This is a genomic window from Erysipelotrichaceae bacterium 66202529, from assembly GCA_017161075.1.
GTDB lineage: Bacteria > Bacillota_I > Bacilli_A > Erysipelotrichales > Erysipelotrichaceae > Clostridium_AQ.
The window spans coordinates 729,439-742,563 of record CP046174.1 but is presented as its reverse complement, the minus strand read 5'-3'; the positions used below and the strand labels follow the sequence as shown (position 1 = coordinate 742,563).

General features: G+C 43.7%; 9 protein-coding genes. 4 read left to right on the top strand and 5 right to left on the bottom strand.

The window, feature by feature from the left end:
* Positions 1-409 precede the first annotated feature (409 nt).
* Complete coding sequence (locus GKZ87_03515) at positions 410-2,095, top strand: plasmid pRiA4b ORF-3 family protein (GenBank protein QSI24641.1); 1,686 nt, start codon at positions 410-412, stop codon at positions 2,093-2,095.
* Between the two features lie 69 nt (positions 2,096-2,164).
* Here the strand turns inward: GKZ87_03515 and GKZ87_03510 are convergent, their stop codons facing one another.
* Genes GKZ87_03510 through GKZ87_03500 form a run of 3 tightly spaced genes read right to left on the bottom strand, consistent with a single transcriptional unit; the run spans position 2,165 to position 4,161 of the window.
* Positions 2,165-2,530, bottom strand: a complete 366-nt coding sequence (locus GKZ87_03510; protein ID QSI24640.1) for a hypothetical protein — start codon at positions 2,528-2,530, stop codon at positions 2,165-2,167.
* Positions 2,511-3,314: a helix-turn-helix domain-containing protein gene (locus GKZ87_03505; protein ID QSI24639.1), complete on the bottom strand. Its 804-nt coding sequence runs from the start codon at positions 3,312-3,314 to the stop codon at positions 2,511-2,513. The genes GKZ87_03510 and GKZ87_03505 overlap by 20 nt, the downstream gene beginning before the upstream one ends.
* 1 nt (position 3,315) lies before the next feature.
* A complete protein-coding gene (locus tag GKZ87_03500) occupies positions 3,316-4,161 on the bottom strand; it encodes a DegV family EDD domain-containing protein (GenBank protein ID QSI24638.1) in 846 nt (281 codons plus the stop codon).
* Between the two features lie 582 nt (positions 4,162-4,743).
* On the opposite strand from GKZ87_03500, the gene dat reads away from it, so the two are divergent.
* Positions 4,744-5,601, top strand: a complete 858-nt coding sequence (gene dat, locus GKZ87_03495; protein QSI24637.1) for a D-amino-acid transaminase — start codon at positions 4,744-4,746, stop codon at positions 5,599-5,601.
* A 60-nt stretch (positions 5,602-5,661) separates the two neighbouring features.
* On the top strand, positions 5,662-8,109 hold the full coding sequence (locus GKZ87_03490) for a PRD domain-containing protein (GenBank protein QSI24636.1): 2,448 nt from the start codon (positions 5,662-5,664) through the stop codon (positions 8,107-8,109).
* Between the two features lie 352 nt (positions 8,110-8,461).
* On the opposite strand, the gene GKZ87_03485 is transcribed toward GKZ87_03490, so the two are convergent.
* Positions 8,462-10,873: a formate C-acetyltransferase/glycerol dehydratase family glycyl radical enzyme gene (locus GKZ87_03485; protein ID QSI24635.1), complete on the bottom strand. Its 2,412-nt coding sequence runs from the start codon at positions 10,871-10,873 to the stop codon at positions 8,462-8,464.
* Between the two features lie 188 nt (positions 10,874-11,061).
* Here GKZ87_03485 and GKZ87_03480 point away from each other — a divergent pair, with 188 nt between their 5' ends.
* Positions 11,062-11,958, top strand: coding sequence for a glycyl-radical enzyme activating protein (locus GKZ87_03480; protein QSI27870.1), 897 nt, complete (start codon positions 11,062-11,064; stop codon positions 11,956-11,958).
* Between the two features lie 19 nt (positions 11,959-11,977).
* Here GKZ87_03480 and GKZ87_03475 read toward each other — a convergent pair whose 3' ends face one another.
* A complete protein-coding gene (locus GKZ87_03475; protein ID QSI24634.1) occupies positions 11,978-12,727 on the bottom strand; it encodes a DeoR family transcriptional regulator in 750 nt (249 codons plus the stop codon).
* Positions 12,728-13,125: the final 398 nt, after the last annotated feature.

The following is a 13,125-nucleotide window of genomic DNA, read 5'->3' as shown; positions in this document are numbered from 1 at the left end:
GTTTTTTCGTTTTTACATGCCACAAAAAAGGAAGCATCTTTTCTTTATCGGTATCCTGCACTGCCTTATCCCCTCTCTGTTTAACACAAATGCATATTGCATGCGCCAGCGACCTGTCAAAAGCAAATACGCCCGCTTGCCAGAAATCCTTCTTTTTTTTATACTATGCTCAGGTCATGACCTGCTGCCTGTAGCTTCTGCACAAGCACGCTGTTGCACTCCCTTCTACATGTGCAAAAAGCCAGGCAGCGCATCTGTGTTCACGACCTTAGCCGGCTCATGTATGCCACTTTCGGATTTCCTATGTATATCCTCCTTAAAATACTAGCAGCATATGTAAAAATCTGCGCAATTTGCGTGAAAGCCGTGAAAAACATGATACAATGGAAACAAAGGAAGGTGGTATACGATGAAAGGCTATCAGCTAAAAATCACCCTAAAAAATACGTCCCCTCCTGTGTGGCGCCGTATATGGATTCCGGCAGATATGACATTCCAAAATTTACATGAAGCAATCCAATATCTTTTTGGATGGATGGATTATCATTTATACGATTTCTACATCGCAAAGAAAAAAGTGAGAATCATCTGTGATGACTGTGAGGGACAATCCTTTGATTGCAATACTGACGTCAGGGATATGGATACCCCGCTGTATACATATTTGACAGAACAGCTAAAGCTTGTATATACCTATGATTACGGAGATAATTGGGAGCATCTCATCACAGTGGAAAAAGAGAGTGAGGAAGCAGCCTCTGAAATAAAGCTGTTAAAATGGAAGCAGGACAATCTTGCCGAAGATGCCGGGAATGTGTGGGGCTATCAGGAAATTGTTGCGATTGCTCAGGATGAGACACATGAGGATCATGAAAGTATGAAGAAATGGCTGGAAATGCAGCATATCCCTTTTGATACGCGTACCGTTCGTGAACAACTGTCCTCCATAGCACAGGAGGATATGTACTTTAGTTTGAGCCAGGAGGCAGGCATGGTGTTGAATGAAGCGCTTGCCAGTTTTATTGATCAGCTTGACAATATGGAGCTTCCCGGTATGAGTCTTATGGTCGCAGATAATCAGGAAACAAGAAAGGTGCTTGTGATTGCTCAATACGAACAGGGCTATAATATGCAGCTATATGAAAATGAAACAGACTATATGCGCGGCGTGGAAAGCACCCCTGCTTTGCCGGGATATAACCTGTATGCCAATGGAATCAGCATTATTTGTCTGGATCAGGGATTCCAGCAGGGAGAGGGCTGGGTTAGTGACGATGGACAGTGTATCGTAAAAATCATGCGTACAGGCTATCTGCCACTCGATCCGGATGATGATACCGCCTATATGGTAGCCTCTGATCTGCATGACTTTCTGGATATCCTGCAGGAATGCGGACATAACAATCTTCCGGATTATGAGGATGGGCATATGCTTTTGGGCGTATGGAAGAAAGACGGTACGCTGCAAATCACCTATCCCGATATCGGCATGGTAAATGACAGTATCACGATTCACCTGCATGCCGCTCAGGCTGAGGCACTGAAAAAGAAGAAGAAAATAATAGAAAAGCTGTATGTTGATCTGATTGCGGATGTTGCCAGTGAATTCAATGATATACGCCTGCCGCTGTATCTGACAATGGAAAATGATGATTATGAGCTCAAAGTACCTCTGGATGATGAAAGCTATCACAGCTATGAAGCATTGAATGCCAATGTTGTATCCCTTGTCTGCGGATTCATTGACGAATATGGCGGTATCATCAATCTGATTGTAAATAACGATAATCTAGCGCAGATGCTCAGCGGTCTATGTGAAGATCTTTCAATGCGCCTTAATATTGAGGATTTTATGAGTGAAGCACAAAAGGCTATTCTGGAGGAAGATATCCACCATGACTTTGAAATGCTGAATACATTGGCAGGCATGAGTGAAGAGGATTTTTATCTGTTTCTGGAGAATCTCGATGAGAATCAGTTAGAGGGCTTTAGTCAAATGATTGAACAGTATATGGATAAATACGGTGTCGATGACGAGGAGACAATAGAAAAAAAGCTTCCGAAATTAAAAACCAAGAAGCACTTTGATGCGTGATACAGGAAATCACATAGTCAGGCTGGTAACGTATAATGAGTGAAAAAAGTGCAATCGCACATAATAACTCTAAACCACTTTCGGATGCTGGAAGAAGGAACACAAGAAGAAAGCAGGCATCCAAATGGTTCTTCCCCGCCGTTCGCTATAAGTGTACACACCTAAAAAGAAGAAGGAACGCTCCCCAATGCATAGGAGTTCTCCTTCTTCTTTTCTTTTTCTACCGATACGCTCTTTCCCCACATCTGTGTGAGAATCAATGTAACTACTGGAGTTTTTTTCTTCCCTTTTACAGGGTGTGCCTTTTCTTCTGCTGTATGTAAGCCTGGTTTTGATAAGGATGCTTCTTATCTTCTGCGTACCTTTTATAAAGGCCTCTTTCCATATCAACTTTTCTGCAGGTATTTGTTGTTCCCTAAAACTTAAAGTCCTCATTATAGAATTCATGCAGCCTTCGCTGATACTGCTGTGGTGTTACCTGGCAGATTTCACGAAAATCATGAATGAAATGTGCCTGATCGTAAAAGCCGCACAAATGAGCGATCATGGTAAGAGAATGCTGCTGTTCCTTCAAAAGTGTAACTGCCTGGTTGATACGCTGAATTTTCTGTATGGTTTTCATACTGCAGCCCAGCCGAGTCTGCACCATCCTCTGCAGCTGCCGACGGCTGTAGCCGAAGCTATCCATGACATCCGCAATCCGCTCATTTCTCTGCAAGCCCTGCAGCAGCTGCTTCATCGCACCATCCTCTGTATGCAGCATGGATAAAAAAATTTCATCCAGCTGGTGAAAGAACATGGTTTCTTTAAACGCACTGTAATATGCAGTCTCTATGCGCTCACAGCAGTTCGCATGCAGCTGCTTTAATGCTATACGTTCATCCCGGTACAAATGCTGCGCTGTCGCAAAAAACGCATGTGATCCCGATGGATGAAATTCCACAAAATACTGAACGCGATCCTCTCCCGGCTCCTTCCATACCGTTACCATTCGGGTTGTCGGGCCCCAGTATTCGATAGTCAATCCACCATCCGATAAAACGGATATAACGATACAGCCGCTGACATCCGGAACCAGATACAGAGGTTCTCTTTTCTGATAAGAGCTGTGACAGATCGTGTAATGTGCAATATACGGGCGCAGCAGCGGATGCGGCAGAAGATACATATGCGTATCCGTTTTCAACATGCTTGTTTGAATATCCTGTTTTAGCTTCATATCATTTTTCTATATACTGTATCGCTATACAGTCAAGACCGGTATGTGCCGCAATCACTGCACTTATGGTATTGATTTTTATTTCCAGACGGCTGTTTCTTTCCAGCAGCAGCTCGCGGATTTCCTCTGCCTTCTCTAAGCAATCGGAATGAATCACATAGACATAGCCCTCTTTCCCAGCCAGCTTTTCACTGACCGTATCCACAGCCAAAGCCGCAGCCTTTTTCTCTGTACGCACCTTGTCAAAGACATCGATTTTTCCATTGGTTGACGGATCTATAATCAGCACCGGTTTGATTTTCAATAAGCTGGCCGCAGCCGCAGCCAGCGGTGTAAGACGACCGCCACGCTTCAAATGCTGTATATCATTGGGCAGTATCACTGTACCGCTTGTCTTGATTACGCTGTGTAACAGCTCCCGGATTTCCTCTCCGGTTTTTCCCTCATCCGCATACTTTTTGGCAAGCAGTGCCTCATGTCCCTGCAAATCACAGGTCGTATAATCCTCAATATGAATAACGGGAATTCCGATTTCTCTTGCCATGATCTGAATCGTGTTAAAGGTAGAGGATAGTCCTGATGATAATGGAACAGATACGATCTCATCATATCCCTGCTCCTTAATGGAACGCAATGTGCTTTCTATCACACTTCCCAAAGGCATACTCGTCTTTGGCGTATGCTGTCTGCGTAATGCTTCATACAATTCCTTTGTACTGATATCTACACCATCCTGATAGGTTCGCTCCTCATCAATCACCTGCAGCGGAAGAAGAAACAAGCCGTACTTCTTTGCCTGCTCTATCGTCATAGCACTACCGCTGTCTGTCAATATCGCTGTTTTCATTCTTAACACCTCTTTCGTATATTACTTATTCATAACATACATCTATTTTACACCTTTTTACTCGGAAATGAAAATGAAATTCCCAGGACAGCCGTAGCCCGACAGAAATGTGATACCATGCACCAGGGAACAAAAAGAGCTACAAAGCATGCAAAGATATGATCAGAATCGTTTTCCATAGCAATTTATCGAATATCAATAACGGCCATATGGCAGCTCCTACTGCCTATCAGCACATAATCATGAACCCCCAAACACGTAAACTCATCAAAAGAAAATTGTGTAATTTTCCGTATATTTAATCACACCGAACAGGAATTTCACCTCTTTGCGACTTTCACTTTGTGTCAGGAGGAACACACACATCTACACACTTTTACACAAAAGCGGTATAATTGCCAATAGATTTACAAATATCAGCTTTACACAGGTGATTTCTGTGTAAAATTTATTATCTTTGACAAGTATTCCTCTTTCCTTTATGATATGCATGTGAGATAACAATCACGTTCGATCAAAGCGTTTTACTACTGTGATAGAAAGGAGTACAGATATTCCTTATATATCTGATAGTGAAACAACATGAAATATTTATGGAAGGGATCCTATGTGGATCAGGAGGATATCCGTATTGATCTGCACGATCGCGGATATCAGTTTGGAGACGGTATTTACGAGGTAACCCATGTGTATAACGGTACTCTCTTTGCCCTGGATGAGCATATTGACAGACTGATCAACAGTGCTGCCTTTATCGAAATGAATCTGCGCCATACCAGAGAGGAAATTGCCGAGCTGTTCAGGGAACTGGCAGCAGTCAATCAGATTGACAACGGCTATGTTTATGTACAGGTAACACGTGGAGACGGCTTACTGCGCAATCACGGCTTTCTCAGCTATGAGGAGCAGCAGCCTGTATTCAGCGGCTTTGCACAGAGCAGTGTGCGAAGTGAGGAAAAGATGATACACGGGGCAGATGCCATCACTGTGGAGGATCGCCGCTCTCTCATGTGTAATGTTAAATCTCTGAATCTGCTGCCAAACTGTTTAGCGAAGCACGCGGCTCAGAAGAAGGGTGTAAGCAAAGCGCTCATGGTACGCGATGGCATTGTAACCGAGGAAAAATCCGGAAACATCTTCATCGTAAAGGACGGGGTTGTCCTCACCCATCCGGACGGGGGAAAAATTCTGCCCGGCATTACAAAAAAACTGATTCTCAACATCCTGCATACCCGGCATATTCCGGTATGGGAAAAGGAATTCAGCGAGGAGGAAATGCTTCATGCGGATGAAGTTATGGTAACCGATACCAACAGCGAGATCGTTCCGATCATCAAAATCAATGATCAAATAATTGGCAGCGGTAAACGGGGTGAAATCACACAGGATATTCAGATTGCCTACAAGGCTCTTATCGAGGAAACGTGCGGCAAGCTGTAACTGCGTAACAACGGGGAAGGAACACACCAAGTTTCTTCCCTTTTTCCATCAGGAGGATTTATGAAGAATTCAAGAAGAAATCAGTTGCTGCAGCATATTGCAGAAATCACATCCATCGCAATCGCAAATAAAGAATATACCGGAATCAATACGGATGCCTTTACCATCAGTCTTGATTTGAAGCTGGACCGTGCAAATGTCAGCCGGATGCAAAATGATTTATGGCGTGAGAATATACTGATTAAGATACAGGGACGCCCAACCTTTTATCTGCACCGGAAAACCATTCTCAAGCGTTATCCGAATTCTTATATACCGGCACTGATTCCCAAGGATGAGCAGCTGGGAAATTATCTGGAGCACTCGCTAACACTTCCTCACGAGACAGCACAGGAGGCATTTACCGGATGTATCGGTTATTCGCAAAGGGAATCTCTATATACCATAATTGAGGATATAAAAATCTATCTTTCCTATCCCCAGACACTGCGTTCAATTTTACTATCGGGGCCGGATAAAAGCGGCAGACACCATCTTTTACACGGCATTCTACAATATCTGAAAATAGATAGGGATCAACTGCTGCATATTGACTGTGCTGCGCTGATGCTTAATAAAACAACGATTGCCGATATCATGGAGCGAATCGATGCCGCACTGGATCAGGAGAAAGATAATATCATCCTATTGGAAAATCTGGATATGCTTGCCATGCAGCCCTCCTGTCTGTGCACGATGGAAACGTTGCTTCGTTTTTATCAGAAGCTAGCAGAGGATAATGACCTGCACATGCTCATACTGGCTGTTGGCCAAGAGAGTGAGCAACTGAAGCCAATGCATGCACTGTTTCAGAAAATTTGTCATATACCTTCTCTTGACGAACGAACACTGAAGGAAAAATACGAATTTGTGCTGTCCTTTATGCAAAATGAGGCGGATGCCATCGGCAAGACGATTTCGCTTTCCTCCTCCATCCTGAACTGCTTTGCCACCGCCCACTATCAGAACAATTTACAAAGCCTGATACAGGAGCTGCGCCATGCTCTTTCCTATGCCTATGTACAATCCGGCAGTCAGCAGGAAACCTTTATCACTATTGATTATCAGCATCTTTCCGATGATCTGCTCGCAAGCATACAAAATGTATCCGACCTCTTACCCATCATTGAAAGCATCACCGCAGCCCTGCAGGAAAAAAATCATTTTCTCATTCCGGAAACAGAGTGCCTTCCACTGCAGAAGCTGCTGCACAGCAGTATACAGGAGGATGGTATCATACAGGCATTTACCAAGCAGGAGCCGAAGCTCTCCGAATATTGCAAGCAGGAGCTGCGCCATGCACAAAAGCTGGAAATCAATCAGCTTTACTCCCTGTCCCTGCAAAAAATCCGGGACTGTATCCTGCCGGTTATGGATGCTTATAGCTTCTCCATGCAGGAAAAGCAGTTAGATAAGCTATGCTACCGGCTAAACAATGTGTTCTCCATCGTAAAGCATCAGACCTATGTTCCTGCCTTTTTACCGGATGTGGAAATGGAGGACGTCGCTATCCGTCCTCTTTGTGAAGCGCTTTGTACAAGTCTCATGGAATGCTTTCAAATTCAGCTTCCGGATATGGAACGGCTGTATCTCTACTGTTATCTTTTATATTCACGGGAGTATAAAAGGAAGGGAAGTATCGCTGTTTTAGTAGCTTGTCAGGGAGAGGGTATTGCCGAGAAGTATGCTACACATGTCAATACGATGAAATATCATGTAAAATGCCATTATATGGATGAAGCCGGCTCGGCATCCGCAAAAAATCTGACAGACTTTTTAACGAGTGTTGTGGATAAGGTCAGGGAAATAGATAACGGAAGCGGTGTTGTTATCATCACTGATCTTAATCCGCTTCTGGATTTTGACGCAACGATAAGAAGCAGCGCAGATATAGAAACCGTTACACTTTCTCCAACCTCGCTTCCCCTGCTGATTCAGATTATGAATATGGTAAACAATCCGCAAATCCATCTGGAAGATATTCGTACGTATGACTTTGGCACTGCGCTGCAGCTGCCGCAAAATGATACTACAGGCTATGGTACGGAAATTCAGAAAACGCTGGATGATGTAGCCGATAAGATTTTATCCGATTCCCTTGTTTTCCTGAATCCAAAGAAAACAACAATGGCTTTATTTCGGGTTCTGATGCAGATATATGAGGATCTCGGCCTGAATTATACAAATGATATTTCGATCCGCTTTATTTTTCACAGTGCGTTCATGATTGAACGTGTCATTCGCCGAGAACCACTCAGCTATAAGAATACAAACAGTATCATTTCAACAAGCCGTGATGTATACACTGCCATTGACCGCAATATGGAGCTGATCAATGATTTATTCGGCATCAGCATCCCTTCCAGTGAGATTGCACGTCTGTCTGAAATCTTTGTTGATTTAATCAACGGCTGTGAGATGGAGGAGGCAGATATGGAGCGGGATTGCCAACAGCAGACTACGGTGTAAAAAAAGCGTCAATGTCATTTTGAACGGGACGCTTCTTTCGTGGATATAGGAGTATAGGGGGAAAGCCTGCACGGAAGGCAGAACAGAATTGTACCACGGATTCACTATCCTCCTTTTAAAAAGGCTGATTTCAATCGTCAGCCTTTTTTCTGTTCTTTCTATAACGATATGAAGCTATATTATGCTGAGCATCACAGTATGGCATACATCAGCTTTATGCAGCACATCTGACTACTCGTCTTGCTTTTCATATCTATATGTCTCTGCAGTTAGAAACAGATCATAACCTTATCAGATTCACAGTCGATAAAGAAAATCTTTCACATCCTTTACACTACATTTTCCAGTATTTTTACAACGTCTGCTCCGTCCGCTCAATGATATCATCCTGTGTTGCCTTGGACAGGACATTAAAGAAGGCAGAATATCCGGCGACACGGACAATCAAATCCTTATGCTTTTCTGGATGTCTTTGTGCATCGAGCAGGGTATCTCTGGATACTACATTATATTGTACATGATATCCCTTTAAACGGTTGAAAAAGGTTCTGATCAGCATCATCAGCTTTTCTTTGTTTTCCTCGGTTTCCAGCATTTGCGGAGTTACCTTCTGATTTAACAGCACCCCTCCTGTAATTTCATGTGTTGGCAGCTTGGAAACTGTTTTAAATACTGCAGTCGGGCCTGCTTTATCGCAGTTATGTGCAGGTGAGCAGCCCTCCGCAAGCGGTGTATGCGCTTTTCTTCCATCCGGTGTACTCATCGTTTGAAAGCCCTGTCCCACGTTTGCACTGATAGAGGAGGTACCCGCATAACGAATGCCGCCGATGGGGCCTCTGCCATATCGTGTATTCGGATACTTTTTCATTTCATCAATATAAGAAGCATAGGCATTCACGACAAGCTCATCCACTTCATCCACATCATTGCCATATTTTGGAGCATCCTCCATCAGCAGCCGCTGAATCCGTTTGTTTTCCTCACTTGTAAAATCATCCGTAAGGGCATCCCAAAGCTGCTTTGGTGTTATTTTCTTTTCCTCATAAACAAGCTTTTTGATTGCCGCAAGACTATCCGCCATATTGGCAATTCCCACCTGCAAGCCGGAAATAAAATCATATACCGCTCCCCCTTCCTTGATTGTTTTTCCACGTCCAAGACAATCCTGCGTCAGCGTTGAGCATAAGATATCCGGCACCTCACGTTCCGATGCCAGATCAATCGCATTCTCCACAATCACACTCGCTCTGGTTAAGGCTCTGACAACATGATCCCATGCATGCAGCAGCTCCTCATAAGAGGTCATATCTGTGAAATGTCCACAGCCGGAGGTAAACCGTTTCCCCGAAGTCAGATCAACACCGTCATTCATCGCAATGAGTAAAATTCTCGGGAAATTCATATAGCTCATTCCTGTACAGCGATATCCCCATTTCCCCGGAACTGCTGTTTCCACACAGCCAATCGCAGAATAATTATACGCATCCTGCTCCATGACACCCTTTTCGATAAAGGAAGGAATGATAATTTCATCATTATTGAATGCAGGCATGCCTGTACCCAGCTTCATGACCTCGACAGCCTCCGCAAAGAAATGCGAATCCATTCCCTTATGATAACGAACCGTTAAATTCGGCTGCGGAAGTCTGGTTTGTGCAATTGAGCGCAGAATGAGGAAGGACAAAGGATTTACAGCATCCTGTTTCTCTGGTGTCTGACCGCCGATAGTCACATTCTGATACATTGGACTTCCCGCACTGCTAAAGGTATGTGCCTGACTGCGCACCTTATTGATTGTCAGGGTTTTGATCCAGAGATTTGTCAACAGCTCCACTGCTTCCTCCTCCGTGAGCCTTCCGCGTTCCAGATCATTCTTCAAATACGGATACATGTACTGATCAAAGCGGCCGTAGGAAAGAGAGTGTCCGTTGGATTCGATTTGCAGCACTAGCTGTATGAACCAGACGGATTGTACAGCCTCCTGAAAGCTTTGTGCCTGCTCATAGGGCACCTTTTCACAAATACGGCTGATTGTCTGTAATTCCTCCCTGCGCTTTCCTTCAGTCTGTTCGCTTTTGGCTCTTGCTAAAGCAGCGTAGCGGTGCGCAAAATCCGTTACTGCATCGATAACGATCAATACAGCGCGGTAGAAATGATATTTATCGATATTTTCAGGAACACAAAGATCCAGCGCCTCCTTTAAGCGTACAGTTCTCTCTCTGTATCCCTTCAAGCCAAGCCGCAGCAGTGCTTCATAATCGACAGCCAGATGGGCATCTCCGGAATTCAGCTTCCCCTCCATACCGAAAAATCCGGTTTCCATGAAAACACTGACCTCCTCGGGAAGCAGCGCTTCTCCTTTCGCACGCAGCGTATTATGTTCCCAATAAGGGGCAATAGAGCGCAGTGCTTCCTTTGTTTCCTCACGAATGTAAAATACATCCCCATCCCGCTTCTCAAAGGTATCCAGCTCATCTATGATAAAGCGCATCGTATATTCCGGAAAGACGGGTGCAGCTCTGTTTGCGGATGCCTGGTTTCCCACTATGCAGGTTTCATCCTCAATATAGATAGACATATGGCTCAGAATATTTTCCAGCATATAGGCACGCTTCAGGACAGCAGGCTCATTGCAGTGCTGCTGATAGGATTGTGTGACCAGAACCGCCCGCTCCGCACAAATATACGGCTTTTGGTCAAGAACAGCTTCTCTGTACTGCTTCATTCGTGGTGTTAATTCGCCGAAATGCTCTGTGTTTTTCATATTGACCTCTCCTTTATAATTTCATTTGAAAGTATAATATCTTTCATTATTCACCTATAGTATACTTCATCTTTTATTTAAGTCAATAATTATTTCATTAAAATATAAATTATATTTCATTTGAAACTTATTCATTTACTTTTCAAATCCGCTGTGCTAGAATACTGTTGTAAAGCGAGGATGGAATGATGGAGAATGGAATTGTTTTCAATATACAGAAATTCAGTATACATGACGGGCCGGGTATTCGTACCACTGTATTTTTAAAGGGCTGCCCATTGCGGTGTCAGTGGTGCTCCAATCCGGAATCCCAGCTGAAACAGATTCAGATTGTATGGAAGCAGCCGGACTGCATACAGTGTCAAAGCTGTGTAAACATCTGTCCAAAGCATGCCATTTCCCTGTCAAAGCAACGTATACAAATCGATCCCGGGCAATGTATCGGCTGTATGCAGTGTCTTTCTGCCTGTCCGGCGCATGCATTATCAAATGAAGGGGAACGCACATCCATTCAGAAAATCGTAGATATCTGTTTACAGGATAAGGATTTTTATGAGGAATCCGGCGGAGGTGTCACCATATCCGGAGGGGAGGGAATGAGTCAGCCTGCCTTTCTGGAAACACTCGTCATACAATTACAGAAGCAGCAGATTCACACCGCTATTGAAACAACCGGATATGTACCACAACAGACATTTCAGCAGCTTGCCCCTCTGTTTGATTTACTGCTGTTTGATATCAAGCATTATGATTCCCAAAAGCATAAAGAAGGAACCTCCGTTCCCAATGAACGAATAATACGAAATCTGCAATGGGCTGTATCCAAAGGATTAACGATTTTGCCACGGATTCCCGTGATACCGGATTTTAATTCTACAGCCGCAGATGCGTTAGGCTTTGCCAGGCTGTTACAAAGATTAGGCATACAGCGCGTGCAGCTATTGCCGTTTCATCAGTTTGGGGAAAATAAATATGAGCTTCTACAGCGGCCGTATTTGTATAAACAAAAAAAAGCCCTGCATCCACAGGAGCTGGAGGACTATCGCCAAGTCTTCCTGGATGCAGGCATAGATTGTTTCTTTTAGGAGCATGTACTGCTCCTTTTTATATGCTTTTATATACTGTGATTCCCTGCTGCTGAAGATAGCTTTCAATTTCTGCAGGAATTCCCTGATCTGTATAAACGCTGTCTATACGCTTGGTATCCATCAGACTGACAACACCCTTTTGATGGAATTTTGCGGAATCGCTCACTACGATAACACGGGATGCCTGCTTCGCCATATCACGCACCGCTTCACTGCGCATATAATCATTTCCGGTAAAGCCGGTTTCCTTTGTAAATCCGTCCGTCCCGATAAACAGCTTATCCACATAGAACGCTTCCGCACATCTTCTGGTCATCGGGCCGACCATAACCTGAGATTCCTTTTGGTACTCACCGCCAAGCAGAATGATGTTTATCGCTCCTGTCTTACGGACATAATCCGCAATGAAGGCAGAGTTTGTTATCAGTGTCACATCCTTTTTCGCAGCTGCGATTTCCAGCGCTACCAGGGCACAGCAGGAGCCTGATTCTATCATGATTGTTTCCCCGTCTTCAATGGACTGTACAGCCTGTTTGGCAATCCGCTGTTTACTAGCATAATGATATGCCATTCTCGTATTGATATCATCGCTGTCATTTAATACCGCATAGCCATGCGCACGAATCAGCATACCGCTGCTTTCCAATGCATCCAGATCCTTGCGTATCGTGACCTGTGATACCTGCAGGAGCTCGGACAGCTTTGTGACCTCTACTTTTTTATTCTCATTTAATAAATCCAGAATCTGTGACTGTCGTTTGTTCATAAAATCATCCTTTTCTATGCCAAATCATAGCACAGGATACCTTCATTTACAACCAGTACAGCTTTCATTTACGCATTCTTATATGTTGTATTGAAGCAGCAATTTACAGTGCTGACTTTTTTCACCGTTTTCCAAAGGATAAAATTTGCATTTCTTGAAGTACTGGCATCGTTGCTGGAAGAGCGTTTTCATTCATAATTATAAAAGCACCTGCCAAAAAACCGCTTTTCTAAATTCTGAACGGCTTTTATTGCTGCTCTTTCTATAGACATACCTAATCTACAATATTATAACTTCTAATAAATATATAATATTTTCTCAAGAAATCATATGTTTCCTTTAAATATGCTTATAACTCTATATTTCTTTTCCCCTTCTCAATATTCATCTCATGTTAT

Coding starts and splice junctions, on each gene's coding strand:
- GKZ87_03475 (QSI24634.1), bottom strand. CDS start 12,727: ATGAACAAACGACAGTCACAGATTCTGGATTTATTAAATGAGAATAAA.
- GKZ87_03510 (QSI24640.1), bottom strand. CDS start 2,530: ATGAGGACTTTAAGTTTTAGGGAACAACAAATACCTGCAGAAAAGTTG.
- GKZ87_03500 (QSI24638.1), bottom strand. CDS start 4,161: ATGAAAACAGCGATATTGACAGACAGCGGTAGTGCTATGACGATAGAG.
- GKZ87_03490 (QSI24636.1), top strand. CDS start 5,662: ATGAAGAATTCAAGAAGAAATCAGTTGCTGCAGCATATTGCAGAAATC.
- GKZ87_03505 (QSI24639.1), bottom strand. CDS start 3,314: ATGAAGCTAAAACAGGATATTCAAACAAGCATGTTGAAAACGGATACG.
- dat (QSI24637.1), top strand. CDS start 4,744: ATGAAATATTTATGGAAGGGATCCTATGTGGATCAGGAGGATATCCGT.
- GKZ87_03480 (QSI27870.1), top strand. CDS start 11,062: ATGGAGAATGGAATTGTTTTCAATATACAGAAATTCAGTATACATGAC.
- GKZ87_03485 (QSI24635.1), bottom strand. CDS start 10,873: ATGAAAAACACAGAGCATTTCGGCGAATTAACACCACGAATGAAGCAG.
- GKZ87_03515 (QSI24641.1), top strand. CDS start 410: ATGAAAGGCTATCAGCTAAAAATCACCCTAAAAAATACGTCCCCTCCT.